29 protein-coding genes and 3 tRNA genes are annotated in these 26219 nt (G+C 72.2%); 15 read left to right on the top strand and 17 right to left on the bottom strand.

Annotated features, from left to right (window positions below):
• Positions 1–52: 52 nt before the first annotated feature.
• Positions 53–1156, top strand: coding sequence for a cyclophane-forming radical SAM peptide maturase AmcB (gene amcB, locus ACFYPR_RS14535; protein ID WP_354853903.1), 1104 nt, complete (start codon positions 53–55; stop codon positions 1154–1156).
• On the top strand, positions 1125–1361 hold the full coding sequence (gene amcA, locus ACFYPR_RS14530) for a multiple cyclophane-containing RiPP AmcA (protein WP_354853483.1): 237 nt from the start codon (positions 1125–1127) through the stop codon (positions 1359–1361). Before amcB ends, amcA begins: the two co-directional genes overlap by 32 nt.
• Before the next feature lie 143 nt (positions 1362–1504).
• Here the strand turns inward: amcA and ACFYPR_RS14525 are convergent, their stop codons facing one another.
• Together ACFYPR_RS14525 and ACFYPR_RS14520 are read right to left on the bottom strand one after the other, a co-directional pair.
• Positions 1505–1720 (bottom strand): DUF3073 domain-containing protein, encoded by a 216-nt coding sequence (locus ACFYPR_RS14525; protein ID WP_007454329.1) that lies wholly within the window; start codon positions 1718–1720, stop codon positions 1505–1507.
• 307 nt (positions 1721–2027) lie between these two features.
• Positions 2028–3110: a Glu/Leu/Phe/Val dehydrogenase gene (locus tag ACFYPR_RS14520; RefSeq protein WP_355134085.1), complete on the bottom strand. Its 1083-nt coding sequence runs from the start codon at positions 3108–3110 to the stop codon at positions 2028–2030.
• A gap of 194 nt (positions 3111–3304) precedes the next feature.
• On the opposite strand from ACFYPR_RS14520, the gene ACFYPR_RS14515 reads away from it, so the two are divergent.
• Together ACFYPR_RS14515 and ACFYPR_RS14510 are read left to right on the top strand one after the other, a co-directional pair.
• Positions 3305–4144 carry a hypothetical protein gene (locus ACFYPR_RS14515; protein ID WP_234583169.1) on the top strand — a complete coding sequence of 280 codons (840 nt, stop codon included), beginning with the start codon at positions 3305–3307 and terminating at the stop codon, positions 4142–4144.
• A gap of 250 nt (positions 4145–4394) precedes the next feature.
• Positions 4395–4604 (top strand): BldC family transcriptional regulator, encoded by a 210-nt coding sequence (locus tag ACFYPR_RS14510; RefSeq protein ID WP_007073996.1) that lies wholly within the window; start codon positions 4395–4397, stop codon positions 4602–4604.
• Positions 4605–4670: 66 nt separating this feature from the next.
• On the opposite strand, the gene ACFYPR_RS14505 is transcribed toward ACFYPR_RS14510, so the two are convergent.
• Positions 4671–5060, bottom strand: a complete 390-nt coding sequence (locus ACFYPR_RS14505) for a PPOX class F420-dependent oxidoreductase (RefSeq protein ID WP_234583170.1) — start codon at positions 5058–5060, stop codon at positions 4671–4673.
• A 54-nt stretch (positions 5061–5114) separates the two neighbouring features.
• Between ACFYPR_RS14505 and ACFYPR_RS14500 the strand changes: the two genes are divergently transcribed.
• Complete coding sequence (locus tag ACFYPR_RS14500; protein WP_355064650.1) at positions 5115–5894, top strand: class I SAM-dependent methyltransferase; 780 nt, start codon at positions 5115–5117, stop codon at positions 5892–5894.
• A gap of 46 nt (positions 5895–5940) precedes the next feature.
• On the opposite strand, the gene ACFYPR_RS14495 is transcribed toward ACFYPR_RS14500, so the two are convergent.
• Positions 5941–6243 (bottom strand): hypothetical protein, encoded by a 303-nt coding sequence (locus tag ACFYPR_RS14495; protein WP_354853497.1) that lies wholly within the window; start codon positions 6241–6243, stop codon positions 5941–5943.
• Positions 6244–6422: 179 nt separating this feature from the next.
• Here ACFYPR_RS14495 and ACFYPR_RS14490 point away from each other — a divergent pair, with 179 nt between their 5' ends.
• Both ACFYPR_RS14490 and ACFYPR_RS14485 read left to right on the top strand, forming a co-directional pair.
• The gene (locus ACFYPR_RS14490) at positions 6423–7280 is read left to right on the top strand and encodes a 3-hydroxyacyl-CoA dehydrogenase family protein (RefSeq protein ID WP_354853500.1); all 858 of its coding nucleotides are present in this window, start codon (positions 6423–6425) and stop codon (positions 7278–7280) included.
• A gap of 28 nt (positions 7281–7308) precedes the next feature.
• Positions 7309–8052, top strand: a complete 744-nt coding sequence (locus ACFYPR_RS14485; RefSeq protein WP_354853502.1) for an enoyl-CoA hydratase/isomerase family protein — start codon at positions 7309–7311, stop codon at positions 8050–8052.
• Positions 8053–8118: 66 nt separating this feature from the next.
• On the opposite strand, the gene ACFYPR_RS14480 is transcribed toward ACFYPR_RS14485, so the two are convergent.
• Positions 8119–9462, bottom strand: coding sequence for an ABC transporter substrate-binding protein (locus ACFYPR_RS14480; protein WP_354853505.1), 1344 nt, complete (start codon positions 9460–9462; stop codon positions 8119–8121).
• Positions 9463–9617: 155 nt separating this feature from the next.
• Here ACFYPR_RS14480 and ACFYPR_RS14475 point away from each other — a divergent pair, with 155 nt between their 5' ends.
• Positions 9618–10007, top strand: a complete 390-nt coding sequence (locus tag ACFYPR_RS14475) for a hypothetical protein (RefSeq protein ID WP_354853507.1) — start codon at positions 9618–9620, stop codon at positions 10005–10007.
• Positions 10008–10059: 52 nt separating this feature from the next.
• Here the strand turns inward: ACFYPR_RS14475 and ACFYPR_RS14470 are convergent, their stop codons facing one another.
• The gene (locus ACFYPR_RS14470; protein WP_354853510.1) at positions 10060–10521 is read right to left on the bottom strand and encodes a hypothetical protein; all 462 of its coding nucleotides are present in this window, start codon (positions 10519–10521) and stop codon (positions 10060–10062) included.
• A 126-nt stretch (positions 10522–10647) separates the two neighbouring features.
• On the opposite strand from ACFYPR_RS14470, the gene ACFYPR_RS14465 reads away from it, so the two are divergent.
• Positions 10648–11352 (top strand): DUF2786 domain-containing protein, encoded by a 705-nt coding sequence (locus ACFYPR_RS14465; RefSeq protein WP_387260333.1) that lies wholly within the window; start codon positions 10648–10650, stop codon positions 11350–11352.
• 4 nt (positions 11353–11356) lie between these two features.
• Here the strand turns inward: ACFYPR_RS14465 and ACFYPR_RS14460 are convergent, their stop codons facing one another.
• The gene (locus ACFYPR_RS14460; RefSeq protein WP_354853515.1) at positions 11357–11878 is read right to left on the bottom strand and encodes an SRPBCC family protein; all 522 of its coding nucleotides are present in this window, start codon (positions 11876–11878) and stop codon (positions 11357–11359) included.
• Positions 11879–12041: 163 nt separating this feature from the next.
• On the opposite strand from ACFYPR_RS14460, the gene ACFYPR_RS14455 reads away from it, so the two are divergent.
• A complete protein-coding gene (locus ACFYPR_RS14455; RefSeq protein ID WP_387260331.1) occupies positions 12042–13277 on the top strand; it encodes a hypothetical protein in 1236 nt (411 codons plus the stop codon).
• Positions 13278–13593: 316 nt separating this feature from the next.
• On the opposite strand, the gene ACFYPR_RS14450 is transcribed toward ACFYPR_RS14455, so the two are convergent.
• The 8 genes from ACFYPR_RS14450 to ACFYPR_RS14415 all read right to left on the bottom strand — a co-directional run bounded on the left by ACFYPR_RS14450 (position 13594) and on the right by ACFYPR_RS14415 (position 19180).
• A tRNA-Phe gene (locus tag ACFYPR_RS14450) sits at positions 13594–13667 on the bottom strand.
• Positions 13668–13766: 99 nt separating this feature from the next.
• Positions 13767–13840 (bottom strand) — tRNA-Asp (locus ACFYPR_RS14445).
• A gap of 31 nt (positions 13841–13871) precedes the next feature.
• Positions 13872–13944, bottom strand: a tRNA-Glu gene (locus tag ACFYPR_RS14440).
• A gap of 154 nt (positions 13945–14098) precedes the next feature.
• Entirely contained in the window at positions 14099–14902 is an 804-nt protein-coding gene (locus ACFYPR_RS14435) for a polysaccharide deacetylase family protein (RefSeq protein WP_363940251.1), read from the bottom strand.
• A gap of 74 nt (positions 14903–14976) precedes the next feature.
• Positions 14977–15921: a MerR family transcriptional regulator gene (locus tag ACFYPR_RS14430; RefSeq protein WP_354853906.1), complete on the bottom strand. Its 945-nt coding sequence runs from the start codon at positions 15919–15921 to the stop codon at positions 14977–14979.
• Positions 15911–16531, bottom strand: coding sequence for an isopentenyl-diphosphate Delta-isomerase (idi, locus tag ACFYPR_RS14425; protein WP_355064660.1), 621 nt, complete (start codon positions 16529–16531; stop codon positions 15911–15913). Before idi ends, ACFYPR_RS14430 begins: the two co-directional genes overlap by 11 nt.
• Complete coding sequence (gene crtI / locus ACFYPR_RS14420) at positions 16528–18009, bottom strand: phytoene desaturase family protein (RefSeq protein ID WP_387260329.1); 1482 nt, start codon at positions 18007–18009, stop codon at positions 16528–16530. Before crtI ends, idi begins: the two co-directional genes overlap by 4 nt.
• A gap of 28 nt (positions 18010–18037) precedes the next feature.
• A complete protein-coding gene (locus ACFYPR_RS14415) occupies positions 18038–19180 on the bottom strand; it encodes a polyprenyl synthetase family protein (protein ID WP_354853530.1) in 1143 nt (380 codons plus the stop codon).
• Positions 19181–19244: 64 nt separating this feature from the next.
• Between ACFYPR_RS14415 and ACFYPR_RS14410 the strand changes: the two genes are divergently transcribed.
• Both ACFYPR_RS14410 and ACFYPR_RS14405 read left to right on the top strand, forming a co-directional pair.
• Positions 19245–20168: a phytoene/squalene synthase family protein gene (locus ACFYPR_RS14410; protein WP_354853533.1), complete on the top strand. Its 924-nt coding sequence runs from the start codon at positions 19245–19247 to the stop codon at positions 20166–20168.
• On the top strand, positions 20165–21490 hold the full coding sequence (locus ACFYPR_RS14405) for a deoxyribodipyrimidine photo-lyase (protein ID WP_355064664.1): 1326 nt from the start codon (positions 20165–20167) through the stop codon (positions 21488–21490). The genes ACFYPR_RS14410 and ACFYPR_RS14405 overlap by 4 nt, the downstream gene beginning before the upstream one ends.
• A 12-nt stretch (positions 21491–21502) precedes the next feature.
• On the opposite strand, the gene ACFYPR_RS14400 is transcribed toward ACFYPR_RS14405, so the two are convergent.
• Positions 21503–22579, bottom strand: a complete 1077-nt coding sequence (locus ACFYPR_RS14400) for a serine hydrolase domain-containing protein (protein ID WP_355064666.1) — start codon at positions 22577–22579, stop codon at positions 21503–21505.
• 90 nt (positions 22580–22669) lie between these two features.
• Between ACFYPR_RS14400 and ACFYPR_RS14395 the strand changes: the two genes are divergently transcribed.
• On the top strand, positions 22670–24145 hold the full coding sequence (locus ACFYPR_RS14395; protein ID WP_387260325.1) for a dihydrolipoyl dehydrogenase family protein: 1476 nt from the start codon (positions 22670–22672) through the stop codon (positions 24143–24145).
• 55 nt (positions 24146–24200) lie between these two features.
• On the opposite strand, the gene ACFYPR_RS14390 is transcribed toward ACFYPR_RS14395, so the two are convergent.
• Positions 24201–24416: a hypothetical protein gene (locus tag ACFYPR_RS14390; RefSeq protein ID WP_354853544.1), complete on the bottom strand. Its 216-nt coding sequence runs from the start codon at positions 24414–24416 to the stop codon at positions 24201–24203.
• A 296-nt stretch (positions 24417–24712) separates the two neighbouring features.
• Here ACFYPR_RS14390 and ACFYPR_RS14385 point away from each other — a divergent pair, with 296 nt between their 5' ends.
• Entirely contained in the window at positions 24713–24961 is a 249-nt protein-coding gene (locus tag ACFYPR_RS14385) for a hypothetical protein (protein WP_387260323.1), read from the top strand.
• Between the two features lie 106 nt (positions 24962–25067).
• Entirely contained in the window at positions 25068–26072 is a 1005-nt protein-coding gene (locus tag ACFYPR_RS14380) for a LacI family DNA-binding transcriptional regulator (RefSeq protein ID WP_354853550.1), read from the top strand.
• Positions 26073–26219 lie beyond the last annotated feature (147 nt).

Raw genomic sequence — 26219 nt, 5'->3', positions numbered from 1 at the left:
TCAGGCTGGGCGGAGGAGGGTGATGGCTGCGGGGGAACTGTCGTTCAGCGGGATGCGCGGTCTGGCCGCGGTCCCGTCGTACGTCGTCATGCAGCCGACGACCCTCTGCAACCTCGACTGTGCGTACTGCTACCTGCCGTTTCGGGCCGCTGACCGGCGGATGTCGGTGCCGGTGGCCGAGGCGGTGGCAGCGGCGGTCAACCCGTGGGCGGCGGCCGGTCGCTTTTCCGTCGTGTGGCACGGCGGCGAGCCGCTGGCCGCCGGTCGGGAGCACCTGGCCGACCTGATCGCGCCCTTCGGGCCCGAGGTCGAGCACCACGTGCAGACGAACGCCACGCTGATCGACGACGAGTGGTGCGCGTTCTTCGCCCGGCACGAGGTGCGGGTGAGTGTGAGCGTGGACGGGCCCGCCGAACGCAATGGCGACCGGGTCAACCGTGGCGGTCAGCCGGCGTACGACCGGATCCTGCGCGGTGTGGCGGCGCTGCGCCGACACGGGCTGCCCTTCTCCGCGCTGGCCGTGGTGTCCCGGCCGGCGCCGGGGCTCGCCGCCGAGTTGTACGACTACTTCCTCGGGCTGGGCTGCGACGTGCTGGGCATCAACATCGAGGAGACCGAGGGCGTCAACACCCGCGACAACAGCCATGACGCGGCTGCGGTGACGGCGTTCTGGGCCGAGTTGGTTTCGGCCTGGCGCAAGGAGCCCCGGATCCACCTTCGCGAGGTCGAGTGGTCGCTGCGGTACGCGGCGGCGGTGCTCGACGGCGCGGCGGACGGCGTGTTGCCCCGTCGGCTGGACCCGATCCCGACCATCGGGCACGACGGCTCGGTGACCGTGCTCTCCCCGGAGTTGGCCGGGTTCACCGATCCGCACTACGGCGACTTCAGCAGCGGGAACGTGCTGGCCACTCCGTTGGCCCGGATCCTGACGGACGCGGCGTCGACGCCCTGGGTGGGCGAGTTCCTGGGGGGCGTGGAGGCGTGCCGGGCGTCCTGCCCGTACTTCGGCTTCTGCGGCGGCGGTCATGCCGCCAACCGTTACTTCGAGCTGGGGCGTTTTGACGGTACGGAGACCGAGCACTGCCGCAACAGCAAGATCCGCCTATTGGAGGGAGTGTTGGAGCATGCCCGAGACCACCAGTCACCGGCGGCCTGAGCGCGAAGCGGACGACGCCCCGGACGGAGTGACCAAGCGGGTGCGGGAGGCCGCCCCCGGGCTCGTCGCGCTGCTTCAGGAAGCCGAGGACGCGCGGCGGCTGCGGGCGGAGGTGTCGGGCGGAGACGGCGTCAGCGCGGTCTGCGCCTGGAACCACTTCGAGAACATCCCGACCTTCTACAACTGGAACAACCGCCCGCGCTGAGGCCGACCGTGATCAGGGGCCTGTCGGCCGGCCGGAGTGACCTCCGGCCAGGGCAGGCCCCTGATGATCGGCACCGGTCTCGCTCCCGATGGGCACATGCGTGAGCACGCGGGGGTCACCGCGTGCTCAGCTGCGTCGAGAGGTCAGCGGGTCGGTCGGACCCAGGGATCCGGGTCGTCGTCCGCGTGATTCTCATCATCGTCGTCGACGAACTCTTTCGAGTCGTCGTCGAAGTGGTGCTCAGACTTACCAGCACCCGCCAGTTCGCGCTGCAAGGCGGTGAGGTCGGTGTTCGGGGAGTGGTACTTCAACTCCCGGGCCACCTTCGTCTGCTTGGCCTTAGCACGGCCGCGCCCCATGGCTCGACCCCCTCGCACAGAATGCGGGGCAGCCCGAAGGCGGGCCCCGATGACGTCAGGCATCTCTCGTGGCTCTTACGGTACATGGGGATGCCATCGTTCGGCACCTCGGGTTACCGTCGGCCGGCTCTGCGCGTCGCGGCGATCCGGCCGTCACCCAGTGTACCTGGTAAGGAGCGGAACGAAGAGCACCCGTGACACCGGACAAAACACGCCAAACTTGACCCGGCCTCAGCTTACCGAGTCGGACCGGCGCGGGAGGCCCGGAGGCGGATCTCGGTCGATCCGCCTCCGCCTCCGGGAGGGGTCAGCGCAGGTGGATCGTGCGCAGCCGACCGACCTCGGCCATCCGCCGCTCGGCCAACCGGTCCGCGGCGACCGCCGGCGGCACGCCCTCGGCGTCCGCCAGGTGCAGGATCTCGCGGGTGGTGTCGTAGATCCGGGTGGCCCGCAGCTTCGCCCGCTCGAAGTTGAAGCCCTCGATCTCGTCGGCCACCTGGATCACGCCGCCGGCGTTGACCACGTAGTCCGGGGTGTAGAGGATGCCCCGGTCGGCCAGCAGCTTCTCGATGCCCGGGTGCGCGAGCTGGTTGTTCGCCGCCCCGGTCACCACCTTCGCGCGCAGCGCCGGCACCGTGTCGTCGTTCAGCGCGCCGCCCAGCGCGCACGGGGCGTACACGTCGATGTCCGCCGCGACCAGCGCGGTGGCGTCGTCCACCAGGGTGACCTGCGGGTGGTTCGCGCGCACCCAGGCCAGGGCCTTCGGGTTGACGTCGGTGGCGACCACCTCCGCGCCGTCCTCCAGCAGGTGCCCGGTCAGGTACTTGCCGACCTTGCCGAGGCCCGCCACGCCGACACGCCGGCCACGCAGGCTCGGCGTGCCCCAGACGTGCTCGGCGGCGGCCCGCATCCCCTGGAAGACACCCCACGCGGTCAGGATCGAGGAGTCGCCGGCGCCGCCGTGCTCGACGCTGCGGCCGGTCACGTACCGGGTCTCGCGGGCGATGATGTCCATGTCGGCGACGTAGGTGCCGACGTCGCAGGCGGTGTAGTAGCGGCCGGCCAGCGACTCCACGAAGCGGCCGTACGCGCGCAGCAGCGCCTCGCTCTTGATCTGCTCCGGGTCGCCCCAGATGACGGCCTTGCCGCCGCCCAGGTCCAGCCCGGCGAGAGCATTCTTGTACGCCATCCCGCGGGACAGGTCGAGCACGTCGGCGAGCGCGTCGTCCTCGCTGTCGTAGGGGTAGAAGCGGGTGCCGCCGAGCGCGGGCCCCAGCGCGGTGGAGTAGATCCCGATGATCGCCTTCAGGCCGCTCTGTTTGTCCTGGCAGAAGACGACCTGTTCGTGACCGGTCGATACCGGGTCGTCGGTGCTCGCGAATACGCCCATGACTGGCTCCTACGGTGGTGTGCGTTCCTTGTGGGACGCGGACCTGGTGGACCCCGGCGGGGATGCTGCCGGTGCGGTCGAGCCTAGTATCGGCCGCCGAGCGGCCGCCCGACGTGCCGGCGTCATCTCACGTTGCGGCGCGCGTGGTCCGGCCGCTGGGCCCGTACGGGTGCGGTTCGTGGGAGGATCGCGCGGTGCCGTCGCTCTTCGCTTCTTACCTGCGCGTGTACGAGCCGCTGACCGCCTTCGACCGGGACCGGCAGAGCTACTGGCGCCGCTACGTCTCCGAAGGGCGGGCGGTCGCCCCGGTCGAGGGGCCCGGCCGCCAGCGGACGGCGGTGATCGAGGCGCTGGGCGCGGGCTGGACCCGGCTGCCCGACCTGCCCGAGGAGGCGTACGTCCTGGAGACGGACGACGGCCTGCTGGTCTGCCCCTGGAACCTGCGCATCCGGGTCGCCGAGGCGGCGCTCAACGCCCGGGACGGGGTGCCCTCGGTGCTCGCCGACGCCTTCGTGCCGCCGGTGCTCGCCGGGCAGGCCAGGGCGGTCGTCGACGACTGGCGCAGCGGCGCCCGGGTGCTGGAGCACGGTGTGCCCCGGGTGCACGAGCAGATCGCCACCTGGGGCGTGCCGCTGCGGTGGTTCGTGCTCTTCGACCCGGCGGAACGGGACCTGGTCACCGAACCGGGCCGGCGGGCGCTGCGCTACCGGACGGAGATCTCCAAGGCCCGTCGCCGATCGTCGCGGGCGCTGTCGGTGCTGCGTAAGTCGGTGGGCGAGGCGCCGATCACCGAGGCGGTGGAGGAGGCGGCCCGCTGGCTGGAGGAGTTCCACCCGCGCTCGGTGGTGGAGCTGGACTACGGCGGCCTGGTCGCCCTGCTCTCCGACGAGACCCTCGCCGCGGACGACTCGCCGGAGCTGGTCGCCGGTGGCCTTGCCGGGCTGTCGCGCGGCGAGGCCGAGGAGGCGTCCGCCGCGTACGACAAGTTGGTGGCCCGGTGGCGTGCCGTGCAGCTGCTGGAGCGGTGCAACTAGGGCATTTCATCCCAGAAGCGCTCCCAAGGCGAGGTGCGCTCGTAGTTGACGCATCACGAACCGTGATCATGAGTCCGAATAAGGTAGTTTCTGCTGTGTAAAAGTCGTAAAAATCGGGCATGGTTCATCCGTCCGTCTAGGGACCTTCATCCGTTCGGCCCATGTCGGACATCGGGGACTAGCCGGACCATGGGAGACGCGTCGGCCGGCGGGACCCCGGCCGATGTCTATACATGTGGAGGAGTGACCGATGGCATCGCGAACGCACGAACCAGAGCCGCTACTCACACCGGCCGAGGTGGCGTCGATGTTCCGTGTCGACCCGAAGACGGTGACCCGGTGGGCGAAGGCGGGCAAGCTCAGTGCCATCCGCACCCTGGGTGGCCACCGTCGATACCGCGAGTCGGAGGTCAGGGCGCTGCTGCAGGGTCAGATCCCGCAGCAGCGGCAGGGCGACTGAGCCGGTACGAGTTTTTCCGACAAAGGGCGGTGGATCTCGATCCGCCGCCCTTTGTCGTGCCCGCCCTCAGCGCTGCCCCTCGGTCAGCGTGACCCGGATGCCGACCGTGCCGCCCTCGCCGCGGCGCAGCCGGCTGCCGAGCAGGCTGAGGCGGCCGATCAGCCGGTACTTGTGCTTGAGCAGGTCGCGCACCCGGCCCGTGTCGCGGCCACCGTAGAGGGTCGCGTGGGCGGGCACCTCCGCCCCGTGCGGCCGGCCCCGGACGTCACACGGGGCCACGGTCACCTCGCCGTTGTGGCGGATCCGCTTCACCTTCCCCGAGTCGGCCCGGGTCCAGACGGCCAACGCGTCTCCGTCGCGGACCGCCCAGACCGGGGTCGGGACCGCCCGACCGTCCTTACGGAAGGTCGTGAGCAGGAGGTATTTCTCGGCCGACAGCCGGTCCAGCGTGGTCACGCCGCAAGGATACGGCCGCCGCGGGCCAATCAGTGGCCGGATAGCGTGAACCCCGTGACGGGGGAACCTCTAATCGGTGACGTGGTCGGCGAACTGCTGCGGGACGCGCTCGCCGTGGCCACCGGGGTCGGGCCCCGGCCCATGGTCGGCGGGCGGCTGCCCCGGCCGGTCATCGAGATCATCGAACGGGACGACGGCCTGATCAACGGCGCTCCTGCCGCGCACTACCTCGACGGGCCAGCCGACTGGCAGCCGTACGACCACCGGGCCGTCGACCGGGCCCGGGGCGAGACGCTGGACGTCGGCACCGGGGCCGGCCGGATCGCGCTGCTGCTCCAGGAGCGTGGCGTGCCGGTCACCGGGCTGGACACGTCGGCGGGCGCGCTCGCGGTCAGCGGGCGTCGCGGCGTACGGCGGCTGGTGCACGGCACGGTGGACACGCACGTCGCCGACGGGCAGCGGTACGACACGTTCCTGCTGCTCGGCAACAACCTCGGGCTGTTCGAGGGGCGGGAGCGGGCGCCAGTGTTCCTGGCCGCGCTCGCCGCGCTGGCCCGACCGGGGGCGCAGATCATCGCGCACGGCACCAACCCGTACGGCACCCGCGACCCGCTGCACACCGGCTATCACGAGCGCAACCGCCGCCGGGGCCGGCTCGGTGGCCAGCTGCGACTACGGCTGCGCTACCGGGAACTGGGCACCGAGTGGTTCGACTATCTGGTCTGCTCGCCGGACGAGTTCGCCGAGCTGGTGCACGGCAGCGACTGGCAGCTGACCGATGTGGACGACCGCGACGCCCCCTACTACCTGGCCACCCTGCGCCTCGCCGGCTGACCGGAAAGGGGGACCCTCGTCGGAGGGCCCCCCTTTTTTCGGCAGATCAGACCTGGACGGTCGGGGGCAGCTGCTCGGGCGGGAGGCCGCCATCGCCGTCGACCACCTCGTCGGGGGTGCCGTCCTCGTCGATGTCGACCATGGTGATGTCCACCTTGCCGTCACCGTCGGTGTCGAACTGGAACAGGTCGGCCTTGCCGTCGCCGTCGGTGTCCACCACCCACACGTCGGTCTTGCCGTCGTTGTTGGTGTCGGCGCGCAGCAGGTCGACCCGCTCGTCGCCCCGGGTCTCCACGGTCTCGGAGTTGGTGCTCTCCCCGGTGGTGACGCTCTCCGGTGCCTGGCTCATCTCGATGCGGTCCTTCCCTTTGGGTTGACAGGCCGTACGTACCCGATCGCGCGCTCCCCCAAGCCTGGGCGGGTTCGTCGTGCTGTTTAGGGTCGCACCATGAGCGAGCGGAGCGGGCCGAGCACCCGGGCCGGCGTGGCGGGGACCCCGCGCGCCACCGGGGCGGACAGGGAGGCGTGATGAACGATCGTTTCGTGGTCGTCGGTGCGGGCACGATGGGGCTCGGCATCGCGTACGTGGCGGCCGGAGCCGGGCACGCCGTCGAGCTGGTCGAGGTGGACCCAGCCCGGGGCGCGACCGCGCTGACCCGGCTCGCCGACCTGTGGGAGCGGGCGGTGCAGCGCGGCAAGCTGACCGCCGACGAGGCCGCCGCGAACCGGGAGCGAGTGACGCTGCGCCCGAGCCTCGCCGAGGTCGCCCCCGCTCCCGGAGTGCTCGTGGAGGCGGTGCCGGAGCGGCTCGACCTCAAGCGGACGGTGCTGCGGGACGCCGCCGCCCTGAGCCCGGCCCTGCTCGCGAGCAACACGTCGAGCATCGCCATCGGCGAGTTGGCCGCGGGCCTGGACGCGCCCGAGCGCTTCCTCGGCCTGCACTTCTTCAACCCGGTCTGGGCGATGGCGCTGCTGGAGATCGTGGTTGGCCCGGCTACCGCCGAGGAGACCACCGCGGCGGCCGTCGCGCTCGCCGGCCGGCTCGGCAAGGACCCCGTCGTCGTACGCGACCTGCCCGGCTTCGCCACCTCCCGGCTCGGGGTCACCCTGGGGCTGGAGGCGATCCGGATGGTCGCCGACGGGGTGGCCAGCCCGGCCGACATCGACAAGGCGATGGTGCTGGGCTACCGACACCCGATCGGGCCGTTGGAACTCACCGACCTGGTCGGCCTGGACGTGCGGCTGGACATCGCCCGCACCCTCCAGGCCGCGTACGGGGACCGCTTCGCGCCGCCGGAGCTGCTGGTGGAGATGGTGGCCGCCGGCCGGCTGGGCAAGAAGTCCGGGCACGGCTTCTACCACTGGGACGGCGGGGTCAAGCGGTGAGCGCGGTGGTGAACGGAGGGTGGGCACGGTGAGCGGTCTGCGGATCGAGGAGCGGCCGGATCGGCTCGTGGTGACGCTGGCCCGGCCGGAGAAGCGCAACGCCATCGACGCCGACCTGATCGCCGAGCTGCACCAGGTCTGCGCCGAGCTGGAGGCGCACCCCCGACTGCTGCTGTTGACCGGTGGCGCGGAGGGCATCTTCGCCGGCGGCGCCGACATCGGTCAGCTCCGCGAACGAGGCCGCACGGACGCGCTGGCCGCGATCAACTCGGCGGCCTTCGCCCGGATCAGGGCGCTGCCGATGCCGAGCGTGGCCGCCGTCGACGGCCCGGCGTTGGGCGGTGGCGCGGAGCTGGCGTACGCCTGCGATCTGCGGGTGTGCACGGCGCGGGCGGTCTTCGGCCAGCCGGAGGTGCGGTTGGGCATTCTGGCCGGCGCGGGCGCGACCCACCGGCTGCCCGCCCTCATCGGCGAGGGCCGGGCCAAGGAGCTGCTGTTCACCGGCCGGCGGGTGGACGCCGCCGAGGCGCTGCGCATCGGTCTGGTAAACCGGGTGGTGGACGAGCCCGGCGACCTGCTGACGGTGGCGCACGGGCTGCTCGACGAGATGGCGCAGGGCTCCCCGCTGGCGTTGCGGCTCACCAAGCTGGCGGTGGACGCGCCCGCCGCCGCACATCCGCAGCTCGACCTGGTCAGCCAGGCGGTGCTCTTCGAGGACGAGGAGAAGCACCGCCGCATGACCGAGTTCCTGGAGCGCCGCCGAGCCCGCTGAGGCGGAAACGAAGGACGGCCGCACCGGCTCCGAAGCCGGTGCGGCCGTCGCGGTCCGCGGTGGTGCTCAGTGCCGGATCTGCACCCCGGTGTCGGCGAGGGCCCGGATCACCTGGGCCGACTCACCGAAACCGATGATGAGCACGGCGTCCGCGCCGAATTCCTTGATCTCCTTCGCGCCACCGGTGAAGTCCACCGGCGCCGCCGAGGCGTCGGCCGGGGGGTCGTACGTGAGCAGCTTGAGTCGGTCGCCGGCGATGCCGGCCTTTTCCAGCTCGTCACGGACGGTGGCCTGGAGGCCCTCACCGTAGGAATCCTTGCGGGCGACGATGACGATCTTCTGCGACCCGTCGCGGAGGATCACGTCGGCCAGCGCCCGACCCTGCAGGCTGTCCGGCGGGGCGGTGCGGAAGTAGAGGCCCTTGTCCTCGACGTCGGTCAGGCTGGAGTCGGTGTTGGACGGCGAGAAGAGAATCTTGCCGGCCCGGACCACGTCCGGCAGCACCTCCCGGGAGATGCCCGAGGCGCCGGCGCCGATGATGATGCTGACCCCGTCGGCCACATGCTTGGCGACGGTCGCCTTGGCCACCGTCGTGCTGGTGCCGTCGTCGCCGTCCTTCCACGTCACCGGCTTGCCCAGCGCGCCGCCCGCGGCGTTGATCTCCCGGATCGCCAGCGCCGCGCCGGCCGCCATCGGCGGGTAGGCGATCGCCAGGTCGCCGGTCTTCGGCAGCAGTCCGCCCACGATCAGCGGCTGCTGGTCGTCGGCTTCACCGGGGCGTGCCTTCTTCGCCTTCGGCGGGGTCTTGGTGCTCGCCGCCGACTCGGCGCCCGCGCCGACGAACTCGGTCTTGCCGTCGTTGATCTGCTGGCCGTCGAAGGTCAGCGTGGCGTAGCTCGCGGTGGCCGGCTCACCCTTGTCGGTGAAGCCCGCGCGGGTCAGCGAGACGCTGCGGTACTCGATGTCCTGCCCGGCCCGGGCCAGCGTGAGACAACTGGCCGGGTCCTCGCAGCGCTGACCGTTGTTGGTCACGCCGACGATCTGCTTGGCGATGGCGGCCGGGTCGGTGCTGCCGGCCAGTTGGGCGGCGAGCACACCGATCACGACAGCGTCGTACGTCTCGGCGGCGTAGAGGTAGTCCGTCAGCGCCGGATTGACGGACCGTAGCCGACTCTTGAAGTCGTCGGGCAGCGGGGTGAGGGGCGTGGTTCCCTTCATCCCGTCGACGAGATCGGCGCGATCCTTCAACTCCGCTGGGTAGGAGTTGAGCATGTTGCCGTCCGTGCCGTAGAGGCGCACCTGTTGGGCGCTTCCCTCCTCGGCCTTGTCATCCCCGCAAGCGCTTGTGGCGAGCAGGATCGTCGCGCAGGCGGCCAGTGTGGCTACCCGCGAGCGGCGTGATACGAGCATGGTCGTCCTTCCTCCGGCGAAGGTCCGCTGCGCACATTAGCGTGCCCGGGCCGGCGGCGGGACCGTGGAGGTGGCGAAATGCGCAGGTCGCTCGCATCGAACACGCAGAGTGACGGAAATGGCGGGCCTTGACCCTCCGTCCTACTGTGCGCTGGGTGACGGACCTACCACAGCAGACGTTCGACGACGCGACCGCCGTGCTCCGCTCGGCGCTGGCCGGCGATGGGGAAGCGGTGACAGGTGCGTTCGACGCCGTCGTCGACCGGGCCGGCCTGCCCGGCGCGTACGGGGTCGCCTGGTGCCTGGCGGCGACGATGGTCGGTGACGCCGCGCCGAGCACCGGATGCGCGCTGGACTTCCCGGGCATCGAGCAGGCGGACTACGACACCCGCTGGGTGGCCCGGTTCGTGAGCGCGTACGCCAACCGGGACGTGCCGACCGGGGAGGCCCTGTTCGGTGCGGCTGCGGCCGACGGGCTGCTCTCCGACTGTCTGCTCACGCTCGCCGGCTCGACGGTCGCCACCCTGCGTAGCCGCGCCGGCTGACCACGCCTCCCGGGGCGCGGCTCCCGTCGGGTGCCGCGCCCGCACGGGCCGCTCAGAAGGCGTGGTACGCGACCAGTGGCTCGTACTCGTAGCGGACGTTCTCGAAGCGGACCCGGAAGTTGACCCCGTCCCGGACGTCGGTCGCCACGGTGACCCAGCCGGAGTTGGCCGGCAGGTAGGTCCAGTAGTTGCAGTTGCCGGTCTTGTCGATGAAGATCACGCAGGCGTCGGTGCCGTACGCGCTGGCGTTGCGCACGTTGATGTCGCGGCACCGGGTTGTGGTGCGGTACGGGCCGGCCTGGCCGCCGTAGCCGCCGGTCTGGAAGAACGAGCGAACCGCCCCGCCGTAACAGGTGGCGAGCGGGGCGAAGAGGTTCGGCCCCGAGGTGACGTCGGTGGAGTCGGCGGCGGGGGCGGCCGGTGCGGCGGCCTGAGCGGCCTGGGCGGGTGCGCCGGTAGCGAGCAGGGCGGCGGCCGTGGCGACGGCGAGCAGGCGGGCGGTCGGGGATGACATGCGTGCCTCCGGAAACAGTTAATTGACCGTCCGTATTGGACGGTCGAGCTGATCGTGACGATGATACTGATCGATCAATGCGATCGTGGTCCCAGATCGTCCGCCGTGTGTGATAGCTCTGGGGGCATGTCCGAGGCCATGCTCAGCAAGGTGCGCAAGCTGCTCGCCCAGGCCGAGGACCCGGCCTGCACACCCGCCGAGTCGGCGGCCTTCACCGCCAAGGCGACCGAGTTGATCGCCCGCTACGGCGTCGACAGGGCGTTGCTCGCCGTCCGGGATCCGACCACCGACCCGGTCAGCGACCGGGTGCTCGACATCGTCGCCCCGTACGCCCGGGACAAGGTGGGCCTGCTCGCCGCGGTCGCGGAGCCGCTGCGCTGCCGCTGCGTCCGTCGCCGGCAGGGCAACGGGTTCGCGGTGCACCTGTTCGGCTTCGCCAGCGACCTGGAACGGGTGGACCTGCTCTTCACCTCACTGCTCGTGCAGGCCGCACACGGCCTGGCCGCCACGGCGGTGCCCGCGGACGACCATCCGGCCGCCTTCCGGCGGTCCTGGCTCGCCGGCTTCGCGGAGGTGATCGGGGGCCGGCTCTGGGCGGCCGAGACGGCAGCGGCCGGCGAGTCGGGTGGCCCGTCGGTGGCGCTGATGCTGGCCGACCGCTCCGACCGGGTGCAACGACGGCTCACCGAGGAGTACCCGCGACTGCGGACCGCACCGGCACGCCGGCTCGGCGGCACGGGCTTCGGCTCCGGGGCGGAGGCCGGAAACCGCGCACACCTGGGCGGCCGGGGCCTGGACGGCAGCCGGGCTGGTCGACAACTCGACCGCTGACTGCTCAGGCGGCTTGTTGGCCGCGTGACACGGTGGCGAGATAGCGGGTGAGCAACTCGTGCCAGCCCGCCGTCAACGCCTTGCGGTATCCCTCGGCCGCCTCGCCGTGCCGGTCGAAGTGTCGGTGCTCCAGCTCGACCCGGGTCCGTTCCGGCCCGTCGGGGAGGAACAGCACCTCGACCTCGCTCGCCTTCGCCGGGTCCGGCACCGGCACCCGGTCCGGACCGAGCTGCCAGGCGAAGACCAGCCGCCGGGGCGGATCCCAGGTGAGCACCCGTCCCCAGTCGGCGCGGAAGCCGTACGGGCCGATCTCGTAGAGCATGCCGCCGGCCCGTGGCTCCATGCCCAGCTCGGCGAGGGCCTCCGGACCGGACCACGTGTACTCGGTGACCCACCAGTCGGTCAGCTCATCGGTGAAGACCGCGAACGCCCGCTCTGCGGAACCCGGGACGAGGAGGCTGCACCGTAAGGAGAACCGCTCCAGGTCCTGCCGGATGTCGGCCGGATCAGTCATCCCCTGTCCCATAGGCCCGGACCATACCGGCTGATGCCTCGGTGTGCAGCTTCGCGCGGTGCCCGGTTCCAGACAGTGGGTTGCCGAGCCGTCACGCACGGGATGCCCCGCCGGAAAGCGGGTAACCGCGCCGAACGGCTCGGACGACCGGGGCGGCGTACGGGAGCGGGAGAGCATGAGCGAGAACGCGCAGCAGCGGAATCCGGACCGGGACGTCGACGCCGGGGACCCGGACGTCCTGCTCGACATCCCGAATGTGTCGGTCGACTCGATCCGGCTGGTCGTGGACGGGCTGGACGCCGACATCTCGCTGCGCGCCCGGTTGGCCAACCTGCTCCAGCTCGACGCCGGCGTACGGGTCCACCTGAACGGCGTCGAGCTGGACATCGACGGGGTGCACGCCGAGGCGCAGCTACGGGTACGCCTGGAGCAGCTGGTGACACTCCTGGGCCGGGCACTCGACACGATCGACAACAACCCGCAGGTCATCGAATCCCTGGCCCGGGCGGGCAGCGGCGCGCTCGACGACGTCAACCGCAGCACCCAGCAGTTGGCCGCCGGCGCCGCCCAGGTCACCGCGCAGGCGCAGCACTCCGGCGTACGCGACGAGCTGGCCCGACAGGCGGGTGTGCCCGGCGCGCTCGGCGACCAGACGCGAGCACGACCCGCCCGCCCGGCGGAGCCTTACCCAACGGAGTCCCGGCCGGCGGAGTCGCGAGCGGCGGAGTCCCGGCCGGCGGAAGCTCAGCGAGCGGAGTCGCGCCCGGCGGAAGGTCAGCGGCCGGAGTCTCGGTTGCAGGGCCGGTGGCCGGTGGACCGGGCCTCCGCGCAGGCGCACCCGACCTCCGCGGGGCAGGGGTTTGCGGGGCAGCGGCCGCCCGAGGGCCAGGACCGGCAGCAACCGGGGGGTGGTCCGGGGGGAGACCGACCCGCTCCGGCTGCATCGTCGACCGGGAAGCCCGCCGGTCAGCCGGGTGGCTCGCCAACCCCCGGTCCTGGTGAGTCGCGGGCCTCCGGCGGCGGGAATCAGGGCGGCCAGGGTGGCGGTGGTGGCAAACCCGCCGGGCAAGCGGCTGGCGGCCAGGGCGGCGATGGTCAGGGTGGCGTTGGTCAGGGTGGTGGTGGCCAGGGCGGCGGCGGGCAGGCCGGTGGTGGTCAGGGCGCCGGCGGTCAGGGAGGCGGTGGCCAGCGTGGTGGTGGTCAGGGTGGCGGCGGTCAGGGCGGCGGGCAGGCCGGTGGTGGTGGCCAGGGTGGCGGTGGTGTTTCGAGTGGGGCGCATGCCGCAGCTCAGAGCGCGGCACAACTCGCCGAGCAGGCGGGTGAGACCCTGCGGCAGGCCGGGCGCAGCGTGTGGGAGGCGATCCAGGGCGGGATGGCCCAGCACCGTCAACAGGGCCGCCGCGATCAGTGACCAGCGCCCAGCGCGGCCGACGCGGTTGATCGACTCGGGTTCGGCGATGTCGCGGTATCCCGGTCGCTGCGATACCCCGATATCGCCGAAAGCGAGTCGATCAAGGGGCAGGCCGGGCGATCACGGGGGCAGGCGGGGCGATCACGGGCCAGGCCGGGCGATCACAGGCCGGGCGGGGGCGATCATGGGCCAGGCCGGGCGATCACGGGCCAGGCCGAGCGATCACGGGGAAAGGCCGGGCAGGCTGCGGCGGAAAAGCAGAACGCCGACCGCGTTTCCGCTGGTCGGCGCTCCTGTAGCCCGGCGAAAGGCTATGTGGCCAGGGGCGGGGTCGAACCGCCGACCTTCCGATTTTCAGTCGGACGCTCGTACCAACTGAGCTACCTGGCCGTGTTGCTCGGCTCATGCTACCCGCCAACCGGATGAACCGCTGGCAGGGTCACCTGCTCCGATACGCAGAACGCCGCGCGAGGCGCGGCGTCAGCGCTGCGGTCCTGACGGGACTTGAACCCGCGACCTCCGCCTTGACAGGGCGGCGAGCACTCCAACTGCTCCACAGGACCTAGCTTGTGTTGCTCCGGCTTGCGCCGGTCGTGCCCCCAACGGGATTCGAACCCGTGCTACCGCCTTGAAAGGGCGGCGTCCTGGGCCGCTAGACGATGAGGGCGGCCCCGCCATCATTGCACATTCGCAACTTCAAGCGGACTTGCTCCCATCCGGCCCCGCCGGAGGCTTGGAAAGCATACGTGATGCCTGGCTGGTCGACAAAACCGGTATCGCTGGAGCCGTTGTGCACCGCATAACCGCAGGTCAGAGCCAATCTAGTGGAGGCGGGTGATGCCGAAGCGGTGCTTCAGGTCGGCGATCAGGTGCGGGCAGGCAGCGAGCGTCGCGGCCCGGTTTCCGCCCCCGTCGTGCAGCAGCACGATGGAACCGGGACGTGCCGCGTTGTGGACCCGCTTGGCGATCGTGGCGGCGGTCGGCTTGTCCCAGTCCTGCGGGTCGACGGCCCAGTGCAGCGGGCGCATGCCGAGCTCTTTCGCCACGGCCAGAACCTCAGGTGTCCACCGACCACCGGGTTGCCGGTAGAAGGACACCGGTGTGCCCGGGGAGGCTGCCTGGATGGCCTTGTTGGTGCGGACCAGGTCGGCCCTGATCTCTGCCACCGGTCGGCGGGCGAGGTCGAGGTCGTGCCGCCAACTGTGGTTGCAGAGCTGATGCCCCTCCCGGACGATCCGCCGGATCAGCTCCGGGTGCCGCTGGGCTTCGAGGCCGACGACGCAGAAGGTGGCCGTCACGTGGGCCGACCGCAGTTGGTCGAGCACCTTCGGGGTCCAGGCCGGGCTGGGCCCGTCGTCGAAGGTCAACGCCACGGGGCGTACGCCGGTGGTGCGCCGCAGCCCGGCTGGGAGCTTCGCCGGCAGCGGTCGCAGGGGCGGCTTCGGTGGTTTGGTGTGGGTGGGGCTCGGCGACGGGGTGGGCGTCGGTGTGGGCGGGGCAGTCGGGGTGGTCGACTCGACGGGCTGCGACCCGCCGGCGGCGTGGACGGTGCTGTCTGGCTGAGCGCAACCGGACAAGACCAGCACCACGGCGAGGACGGACGCCAGGGCGGCGCGGGCTTGCATCTGTTCGCTCCCGGGGGTCGGGGCAGGCGGACGCCCCGACGGTAGTGGAAGCGAGTGGGGGACCGACAGTCCGGTCACGCCTCCCGCGACTGGTCCAGCGAGTCACGGACCGCCATCGCGAGCGAGACCGCCTCGGCCAGGTCGACGGGCCGGACCACCCCGGCGGGCAGCGTGTCGGCCCGCCAGCCGGGGCCGGCGGCGAGGATCAGCAGCGGGCGGCGGGGCGCCGCGAGCAGCGCGCTGAGCTGGGCCGGGTCGGCCGTGGCCCGGGTGTGTGACCAGAGCACCACGGCGGCCGGGCCGGTGCGGTTGACCGCCTCGACGAGGGCGGCCACCGGCACCCGGGCACCCAGCATCCGGTAGCTCACCCCGGCCTCGGCGAGCGCGGCGGCCAACGCTTCCAGGGGGAGGGTGTGCTGTTCCTCGTCGGCGCAGGAGAGCAGGATCCGGGCGGGGCCGCTGGGCGCGTTGGCCTGGCTGGCTGCCGCGAATGCCTCCGACACGCACCGGGAGACCAGGTGTTCGACCTCGATCAGGCCGGAGGTGGCGGCGTGCCGGTCACCGATGCCGGCGAGCACGGGGCGCAGCAGGGTCTCCCAGGTGGCGACGACGCCGCTGGCGGCGATCGTGTGCGCGATGGTCTCGTTGATCGCCGCGGCGTCCAGGCGCATGGCGGCGCGGGCCAGGCCCCGGGCGGCCGGGCCGGCGCGGCCCACCGGGATGGCGCCGCCACCGTCGCGGCCGGGCGGACGGATCCGGCTGCGGGTGACGGTGTCGACGGACGTCCGGTCGGGTGCCTGCCGCGCCCACCGGGCCGCCTCGGCCGGGCTCACGCCCTCGGCGGTCAACCGCCGCATGGTTTCGAGGCGGGCCAGGTCGGCGGGGGTGTACCGGCGGTGGTGGCCGGGCACGTGCTCGCTGGGCCCGAGCCCGTAGCGCTGGTGCCAGGTGCGCAGCGTGGTGACCGCGACCCCCAGCCGGCGCGCGACGGCGCCCGCGCTCAGCGCCTCATCGGCCACCCGACCGCTCCGCCGCGTCATCCGCCGACGATCCGGCCGGGGTCGTGGTCGAGCCGGGGGCGCCCGACGGAGCACCCGAGGGGCGCAGCAGTCGGTTCACCACCCCGCCCAGCCAGGGTGCGTACGACCGGGGGTCGCGGTCGAGTTCGGCCTCCAGGGCGGCCGGGTCGGCCCAGCGCAGCTCGGCCACCTCGTCCGGGTCGGGTCGCAGCGGGGCGGCGGGCAGGAACTCGCCGCGCAGCACGTGGTCGTACTCGAATTCGACGCGACCGGAGGTCGGGTCCTCGGCGTAGTAGACGTAGACGCCCACCTCGGTCAGCTCGACCGGGCCGGTGCCCAGCTCCTCCTTCAGCCGCCGGTTGGCCGCCTCGGTCAGCGATTCGCCGGGTCGCGGATGGCCGCAGCAGGAGTTGGCCCAGCGCAGCGGGAAGCGGGTCTTGACCGCGGCCCGTCGTTGCAGCAGCACCTGGCCGTCCGGGTCGATCAGCAGCACCGAGAAGGCCCGGTGCAGTTGCCCCGGCGGCTGGTGGGCGGCGGCGACTGTGGTGTCGCCGCAGGGCTGCCCGCGGTCGTCGACCAGTTCGACGAGGTGGTCCTCGCGGCTCGTCATCGGCCTTCTCCGGTGATCCGGCCGGCGGCCAGCTTGCCGGAGATCAGCACCATCGGTACGCCCACACCGGGCTGGGTGCCGGAGCCGACGAAGACCACGTTCGACAGGTCGCGGTGCAGGTTCGACGGGCGGAACGGCCCGGTCTGGAAGAGGGTGTGCGCGGCGGCGAACGGGGTGCCGGCGGCCATCCCCTGCTCCGCCCACTCGGCGGGGGTGATCGCCTGCAACACCTCGACCCCGGCGCCGAAGCCGACGTACCCGCGCTCCTCCAGCGTGCTGATCAGCTGGTCGCCGTAGCGCCTGGTCAGGTCGCCGCGCCACTCGAAGGGCGCCCGGTCGAGGTTGGGCACCGGCGCGAGCACGTAGTAGGTGTGTCGGTCCGGTGGGGCCACCGACGGGTCGGTCCGGCTGGGGTTGGTCACCAGCAGCGACGGGTCGGTCATCAGCTCGCCCCTGCGGATGACCTCATCGAAGGTGCCCTTCCACGCGCGTCCGAAATGGATGTTGTGGTGGGCGATCTTCGCATATCCCTGTCGCGAGCCGACGTGCAGGACGACGCAGGAGGGTGAGTAGGTGAGGCGTCGCGCGGGCGCGGCGGGGAGCAGGTCCCGGTAGGCGACCGGCAGGTCCGGGTTGAGCACCACGACGTCCGCCGGCACGAGCTCGCCGTCGGCGGTGAGCACGCCGGTGGCCCGGCCGTTCGCGGTCTGAACCTGGGTCACCGTCGTGTCGTACCGGATCTGCACGCCGTGCTTCTCGGCCGCGCCGGCCATCGCCCGGGAGACCGCGTGGATGCCTCCGCGGGGGAAGTAGACACCGGCCACCGAGTCGAGGTACGCGATGACCGCGTAGATGGCCAGCGCGTCGTGCGGGGCGAGCCCGGCGTACATCGCCTGGAAGGAGAAGATCCGCTGGGTACGCGGGTCCCGGAAGAACTGGTTGATCTTTGTCTGGAGGCGGCGGAAGGCCCCGCCGGCGAGCAGCTTGAGCAGGTTGCCGGTGATGAGGTCGGTGGGCGCGTCCAGGTTGCGCTCGATGAAGTCGGCCCGTTCCAGCCGCCACAGCTCCCGGGCGTAGTCGACGAAGCGCAGGTAGCCGTCGGCCTCTCGGGGCCCGCAGACCCGGGAGATCTCGGCCGCCATCCGGGTGGTGTCGGTGAGCACGTCGAGGGTCGAGCCGTCCGGGTAGTACGCCCGGTAGGCCGGGTCGAGCGGGGTCAGGTCGAGCCAGTCGTGCAGCTCCTCGCCGACCGCCCCGAGCGCCTCGGCGATGAGGTCGGGCATGGTGAGCACGGTCGGGCCGGTGTCGAACTCGTACCCACCCACGGAGAGTCGGCCCGCGCGCCCGCCGGGGACCGGCTCGCGCTCCAGCACCGTCACCTGTCGGCCGCTGCCGGCCAGGTGCAGCGCGCAGGCGAGCCCACCCAGCCCGGCGCCGACGACCACCACCCGGTCCGTCCGTCCCGTCACCGTCCGCACGTGACCACCTCCTCGTGAGAATCGCTCATCAGGCCCGCCGGCTGGTGGCGGCGGCGGCCAACCCGGTCAGCGCGGTACGCGCCGTCCGGTCCACGGGCGCGCTGTCGAGCGCGGCCAGGGCGTCGCCCACCCGCTCGGCGATCATCCGCTCCACCCGGGCCACCGCGCCGGTCTCGGCGACCAGGTCGGCGAGCCGGTCGACCGGCTCGCCGTCGGCCTGCTCCAGTGCTCGGAGCTGGCGGGGAGTGGCCAGTTGGCGAGCCAGCATGAGCAGCGTGGTCGGCTTGCCGGTGCGCAGGTCGTCGCCGGCCGGCTTGCCGGTCGCCGCCGGGTCGCCGTAGACGCCGAGCAGGTCGTCGCGGAGTTGGAAGGCCTCGCCGACGGCCAGGCCGTAGCGGGTGTACGCGGTGACCAGCGCGGCGTCGGCGGTCACCCCGGCCAGGCAGGCGCCGAAGAGCAGCGGTCGCTGCACCGTGTAGCTGGCGGTCTTGTAGCGGGCCACGCGCAGTGCCCGGTCGACCGACCAGTTGCTCGGGTCGTTCTCGCCGAGCACGTCCAGGTACTGCCCGGCAACCGTCTCGACGCGCATCTGGTCGTAGCAGCGGCGGACCTCGAACAGTCGGGCCGGGGTGATGGTGGCGCGAGCCAGCAGCTTGTCGGCCCAGACCATGCAGAGGTCGCCGATGAGCACGGCGGCCGCCTCGCCGAACCGGTCGGGGTCGCCCCGGTGGCCGGCGGCGACGTGCTGCGCGGCGAGCGCGACGTGTGCGGTGGGCCGGCCGCGGCGGGTGGTGGAGGCGTCCATCACGTCGTCGTGTACCAGCGCGAAGGTGTGCAGCAGTTCGAGGGAGGCCAGCGCGGGCAGGACCGGTGGGAGGGGCTCGGTGCCGCCGACCGCCCCGCGCCAGCCCCAGTAGGCGAACGTGGACCGGATCCGCTTGCCGCCGGCCAGCACGGCTTCGCGGGCGGCGGACGCGAAGCCGCCCATGGCCGCGTCGATCTCGGTGAGTGCGTCGACCTCGGCGGTGAGGAAGGTGGAGAGGGTCTCGTCGACCGCCGTGATCAGGTCCTGGGTGTACGCGGCCAGGACGGCGCGGACCGGATCGTCCCTGTCGCCCGGCCCTGTCGGCGCCACACGGGTCGCGTTGCCCGCTACTGCGTCGTTGGCCATGGTGGCGAGCGTACCCTAGGGTGCGAGTTGCGTCGATTGGTGCGTCGATAATTGAGGAGGGCCGGTGGACACGAATCTCACCGCTGCCTATGACCGGTGTCGTGAGCTGCACAAACGGCACGGGCGTACCTACTATCTCGCCACCCGGTTGCTCCCCGCGTGGAAACGACGACATGTGCACGCCCTCTACGGATTCACGCGGTACGCCGACGAGATCGTCGACCGCACCGAGGACCTGCCACCGGCCGAGCGGGCCGCCCGGCTCGACGACTGGGCCAGCCGGTTCGTGGCCGGTCTGCACGGTGCGCCGGTCGACGACCCGCTGCTGCCGGCCGTGCTGCACACGATCGCCATCTTCGATCTCGACCGGGACGACTTTGCGTCGTTTCTGACGAGCATGGCGATGGACCTGACCGTCACCTCGTACGCGACGTACGACCACCTGCTCGACTACATGGAGGGCTCGGCGGCGGTGATCGGCACCATGATGCTGCCGATCCTGGGCAGCACCGATCCGGCGGCCGCCCGTGAGCCGGCTCGGCAGCTCGGCTTCGCCTTCCAGCTCACCAACTTCATCCGCGACGTCGCCGAGGACCTCGACCGGGGTCGCACCTACCTGCCCGACGAGGACCTGGCGAAGTTCGGCGTCACCCGCGAGGACCTGGCCGAGGCCAGCGCCCGCGGGCGCGGAACGCCCCGGACGCGCGAGCTGATCGAGTACGAGGTGACCCGGGCGCAGGCGCACTATGCCGCCGCCGCGCCCGGCATCACCATGCTCGCGCCGGCGTCGCAGGCGTGCATGCGCACCGCGTACGCCCTCTATGGCGGCATCCTCGACGAGGTTGCCGCGCAGGACTACGACGTCTTCACCCGCCGGGCCCTGGTGCCGCAGCGGCGGCGGATGGCGGTGGCCGCCCGCGCTCTGCTCACCCCGACGGGTACCCCGGTCACGATCCCCGGGCCGACGGTCCAGCCGGCGGCCCGATGACGGCGGGCACCGCGATCGTGCTCTTCACCCGCGACCTGCGGGTGCACGACCACCCGGCGCTGGCCACCACCTGCGCGGCGTTCGACCGGGTGGTGCCGCTGTACGTGCTCGACCCGGCTCTGGCCGGCTTGTCGGCCAACCGCACCCGGTTCCTGCACCAGGCGCTCGCCGACCTGCGCGACGCGCTGCGCGAGCGCGGCGGTGACCTGGTGGTGCGGCGCGGCGACCCGGTGGCCGAGACGATCCGGTTGGCCGGCCAGGTCGGCGCCACCGCCGTGGCACTCTCCGCCGACGTCAGCCGCTACGCCCGTCGGCGGGAGCGGCGACTGCGCGCCGAGTGCGAGCGGCACCGGCTGCGCCTGCGGCTCTTTCCGGGGCTGACGGTCGTCGAGCCGGGTGCGTTGCGCCCCGGCGGCGGCGGCGACCACTACCGGGTGTTCAGCCCGTACCACCGGGCGTGGGCGTCCGCGCGGTGGCGCGAGGAGTTGGCCGCACCCCGCCGGATCACGCTGCCCGACGGGGTGCGCGTGGGTCGGGTGCCGGCCCCGCCGGCCGGGGAGTCACCGGACGCGGCCGTCGGCGGCGAGCGGCTCGCCCGACAGCGGCTCACCGACTGGCTGCCCGAGCTGGGCCGGTACGACGACCAGCACGACGACATGGCCGGCGACGACACCTCCCGACTCAGCCCGTACCTGCGCTTCGGCTGCCTGTCCCCGCTGTCGGTGGCCAACCGTGCCGGCGACCGGTCCGGGCCCTTCGTCCGGCAGGTCTGCTGGCGCGACTTCTATTACCAGGTCACCGCCGCGTTTCCGGAGATCTCGACGGCCGCCTACCGGCGGGGTGCCACCGAAGAGTGGCGCTACGACGATGACGCCCTGTCGGCCTGGGCCGAGGGGCGGACCGGAATGCCGATCGTGGACGCCGGGATGCGGCAGATGCGGGCGCAGGGTTGGCAGCACAACCGGGCGCGGCTGATCACCGCCGGCTACCTGACCAAGCACCTGGGGCAGGACTGGCGGGCCGGTGTCGGGGTCTTCTTCCGCTGGCTGCTCGACGGGGACGTGGCCAACAACTCGGGCAACTGGCAGTGGGTCGCCGGCACCGGCAACGACACCAAGCCGTACCGGGGGTTCAACCCGGTCCGGCAGGCCGAGCGGTACGACCCGGCCGGCGACTACGTGCGCCGCTGGGTGCCGGAGCTGTCGGAGGTGCCGGGCAAGGCCGTCCACCAGCCGTGGAAGTTGCCCGACGACCTCCGCCGCACGGTGGACTACCCGCCGCCGCTCTCCGTACCCGGCACCGACCCGGTCTGGCTGCGCTGAGGCGACGACGCGTCAGAGCACCGAGTGCAGGGCCTCGGCCAGCTCGTCGACCCGGTCGTGTTCCGCGAGCAGCGCCGTGGCGTACGCGAGGCAGTAGCCGCGCACCGGGTCGGCCCAGGCGCTGCTGCCACCGAGCCCGCCCATGCCCCAGCTGCCGTCCGGCTCCCACTGCATACCCAGCGTCCACCGGGCCCGGCGGTCCAGCACCAGGTCCGGCCCGTCGTACTGGACCCGGGTGGCCTCGTCGACGAGGCCGGGGCTGAAGAGCCGTACGCCGTCCAGGACGCCACCGGCCAGCAGGCCGGCGTAGAGCCGGGCCAGGCCGGCGGCGGTGGCGTGCAGGTTGACCGCCGGCATCTCGGCGGCCCGCCACAGCGGGCTGTTCAGCACGGCGAGGTCCAGCCCGCCGGCCGGGTTGCCCATCGCCCGCGCCCGCAGTGAGCCGGGCTCGCCGAGCTGCCGGCTCGGCCACTGTGGGTCGCCGTAGCGCAGGTCCGCGCAGCGCCGCTGATCCGCCTCGGCCAGCCCGAAGCCGAGGTCGAGCTGCCACGGGCCGGCGATCTCGTCGGCCAGGAAGCGGCCCACGCCGCGGCCGTCGACCCGGCGGACCAGCTCGCCCACCAGATGGCCGTACGTCCAGGCGTGCTCTCCGGCCAGCGACCCGGGCGGCCACTCGGGGTCGGCGGCGGCCAGGTCGCCCGCCAGCAGCGCCCAGTCGGTGATGGCGGCCGCCGGCCGGGGCACCGGAAAGGCCGGCAGCCCGGCGGTGTGCGACAACACCTGCCGCACGGTGGCCGGGGTGCGGAACTCCGGCCAGTACCTCTCGACTGGCGAGTCGAGGTCGACCTGTCCCCGGTCGACGAGCAGCAGCAGGCAGAGCGCGGCCACGGGCTTGCCGACCGAGTAGACGTTGACCAGCGTGTCCGGCCGCCACGGTTGGTCGGACGGCCCGTCGGCGGTCCGGGAGCCGCCGACCAGGTCGAGCACCGGCTGGCCGTCGTACCAGACGGTCAGGCTGGCGCCGGACTCCCGGCCGGAAGCGAGCAGGTCGTGGAAGCAGTCCCGGACGGGGTCGAAGCGTGCAGGCATCGGATCACCGTAGGCGGTCCGACGGCGTTACCGTGCCGACTTTTCCCGACCCCGGTGGTCGGGGAGAGACCGCTGGGGGATGCTGTCTCGATGGCGGAGCCGGAGCTGGTGGATGTGATCGTGGTGGGGCTCGGGGTCGGCGGCGAGGAGGTGGCCGGGCGGCTCGCTGAGGCCGGCCTCAGCGTGGTCGGCGTCGAACGGGACCTCGTCGGCGGCGAATGTCCGTACTGGGGCTGCATCCCGAGCAAGATGATGATCAGGGCCGCCAACGCGCTGGCCGAGGCGCGTCGGGTCGACGGGCTCGCGGGCACGGCGCAGGTCCGGCCGGACTGGGCGCCGGTGGCGAAGCGGATCCGCGAGGAGGCCACCGACAGCTGGGACGACACGGTCGCGGTCGAGCGGTTCACCGGCAAGGGCGGCCGGTTCGTCCGGGGCAGTGGCCGGCTCGACGGCCCGGGTCGGGTCCGGGTCGGTGACCAGGTGTTCCAGGCCCGGCACGGCGTCGTCCTGGGCACCGGCACCCGGCCTTCGGTGCCGCCGATCGACGGCCTGGCCGACACGCCGTACTGGACCAACCACCAGGCGATCGAGGTCGAGCAGCTGCCCGAGTCGCTGCTGGTGCTCGGTGGGGGCGCGATCGGGCTGGAGCTGGCCCAGGTCTTCGCGCGCTTCGGCGTCCGCGTCACCGTGGTGGAGGCGCTGGACCGGGTGCTGGCCGTCGAGGAGCCGGAGGCGTCCGAGGTGGCCGCCGCCGCGCTGCGCGCCGACAGCGTCGAGATCCACACCGGCGTACGGGCCGAACGGGTCGAGCACGATGGCGACCGTTTCACGCTGCACGGCGGCGGTGGGGCGGAGTTCACCGCCGAGCGACTGCTCGTGGTGACCGGCCGCCGGGCGCACCTGGAGGAGTTGGGGCTGGACAGCGTCGGTGTGGACGCCACCCAGCGTTACCTGCCGGTGGACGACCGGCTGCACGTCACCGACGGCATCTGGGCGGTGGGCGACCTGACCGGCGAGGGGGCGTTCACCCACATCGCCATGTACCAGGCGGGGATCGTCGTGGCCGATCTGCTGGCCCACGCCCGGGGGGCGACGGCGGGGGCCGACGCCAGCGGGACCGCCAGCGTCGTCGGCGGCGCGATGGGCGCTTCCAGTTCGCTGGCCGCCAGCGGGTCGAGTGGGTCGGCCGGCACCGTGCCGCGCGCCGACTACCGCGCGCTGCCCCGGGTGACCTTCACCGATCCCGAGGTCGGGGCGGTGGGGCTGACCGAGCAGCAGGCCCGCGAGCGCGGCATCAACGTGCAGGTCGGGTTCACCAAGCTGGGCAGCTCGACCCGCGGTTGGATCCACCAGGTCGGTGACGAGGGTTTCATCAAGCTCATCGCGGACGCCGACCAGGGCGTGCTGATCGGCGCGACGTCGGTCGGCCCGGCCGGTGGTGAGGTGCTGTCCGCGCTGGTGGTGGCGGTGCACGCGGCCGTGCCGTTGAGTCAGCTGCGGCACATGATCTATGCGTACCCGACCTTCCACCGCGCCATCGAGGACGCGCTGCGCGACCTGTCCTGACGGTGGCGTGCCGCTCTGTGTGCTGCCGAGCGTTGGGGCTGACCGCTCGACTCGGTCAGCCCGGGGTGTCGTCCTCCGTTGGGCGAGGCTGGCGGTACTTCTTGATCCAAGCCTCGACATCCTCGGCCAACCAGACCTTCGTCCCTCGTAGCTCCTGGTACGGCTTCGGGAAGGTGGGATACCGGGCAAGCTGCTGGAATCGCTGGCGCGAGACGCCCAGGCGTTCGGCGATCTCGTACGGCCCCATGAGCTGACCCGGCCCTCGGTCCATGGCCCGAACGTAAGACGACCTAGCCTTTCCTTTTGGCTATTGCCAGTTGACTAATTCGTCCGGGGTGGCGACTGTAGGCGTATGACCCGACGTGTTTCTTACGCCGAGTACCTGACGGCGGTCGCGCTGACGCTGGCTCGCCGGCACAAGCCGGTGTGGTCGTGGGTCAGGTGGCGGAACGTCTGCCGGTGTGGGAACGAGTTGCCGTGCCGAGTCAGGCATCGCGTCCCGATCAATCGCGGGCACTGGCCTGGCGAGGAGCGGTGACGACGTCGGCACCTCGTCCGGGAGATGTCGTGCTGATCGGGGCCGCCTGTTCGGTGCAGTTCACGGGTGAGCGGGCCCTCCTGCTGCGGCTGGTGTCACTGGGCGAGGTCGACCCGTACACCGGCTGGCTCTGGATCACGGATTATGCGCTCGACGCGCAGGGGTTGGCGAGGGCCAAGCGCGAGCTGTTTGTCCGAAGAGCCGGGCTGCGCGTCCAGCGCCGGGTCGAACCGGCGGTCGGGCGTTCACGACGATCCAGTCCGCGCCTGACGACGTGACTCAGAATCTGACTGTCGACTGGCGAGCGCGGTGCGACAGTCGGACCGCAAATTTTGCCTCAATTGCCGTTCATTTCTTTCATTCTGGTGACGTACGATTGCGACCGTGACTAAGCGGTTGACTGAAGTTGCCAAGAAGGCGGGCGTCAGCGAGGCCACCGTCAGCCGAGTGCTCAATGGCCGGGACGGGGTCTCCGAGACGACCCGGACGGCGGTGCTGACCGCGCTGGACGTGCTCGGCTACGAGCGACCGACCAAGCTGCGCGGCGAGCGTGCCCGGCTGGTCGGGCTGGTGCTGCCCGAGCTGCAGAACCCCATCTTCCCGGCGCTCGCCGAGGTCGTCACCGGCTCCCTCGCACAGCGCGGCTACACCCCGGCGCTCTGCGCCCGCACGATCGGCGGCGTGTCCGAGATGGACTACGTGGAGATGCTCCTCGACCACCAGGTCTCCGGGGTGATCTTCGCCGGTGGTTCGTACGCGCTCGCCGACGCCCGGCACGACCACTATCGGAGGCTCACCGATCGGGGCCTTCCGGTGGTGCTGGTCAACGCCGGTGTGGACGAGTTGGGCTTTCCGCGCGTCTCCACCGATGACGCGGTGGCGGTGGAGCAGGCGTACGGGCATCTGCGTTCGCTCGGCCACGAGCGGATCGGGATGGTGCTCGGCCCGGAGGGGCACGTGCCGTCCCGCCGCAAGCTGGACGCGATGGTCCAGGTTGCGGGCTGGGGCGAGGGCGACGCTGAGTGCGTCCAGCGCTCCAGCTTCTCCATGGAGGGGGCGCGGGTCGCCGCGACGAAGCTCGTCGAGCGTGGCGTCACGGGCATCATCTGCGCCAGCGACGTGCTGGCCCTGGGCACCATTCGAGCCGCACGGCGGCTGGGTCGTGCGGTGCCGACGGACATCTCGGTGGTGGGCTACGACGACTCGGCGTTCATGACCTGCACCGACCCGCCGCTGACCACGGTGCGGCAGCCGATCGAGACGATGGGTCAGGCCGCCGTGGATCTGCTGGTCACCCAGATCGAGGGCGCCGGCGTCCTCCAGGACGAGCTGCTGTTCGAACCGGAGCTGGTGGTTCGCGGTTCCACCGCGCCCGCCCCCGGCCGCTGACGATGCCCCTGCCGTACTGACCGCCAGCCCCGTCCGGCCGTCGACCGCTCATCGCGGTCGGCGGCTTTTTTTGCGTCCATAAGCGATCAAATCCGGCGTAAAACAAGCGGCTGTCGGTCTCTGTCGTCAAGAAGTCGTGTCTTTTCA

Origin of the sequence: Micromonospora sp. NPDC005254 (genome assembly GCF_042872525.1) — a bacterium.
GTDB lineage: Bacteria > Actinomycetota > Actinomycetes > Mycobacteriales > Micromonosporaceae > Micromonospora.
Note: the sequence above shows the minus strand (reverse complement) of the source record. Positions and strands in the feature narration are given on the sequence as shown.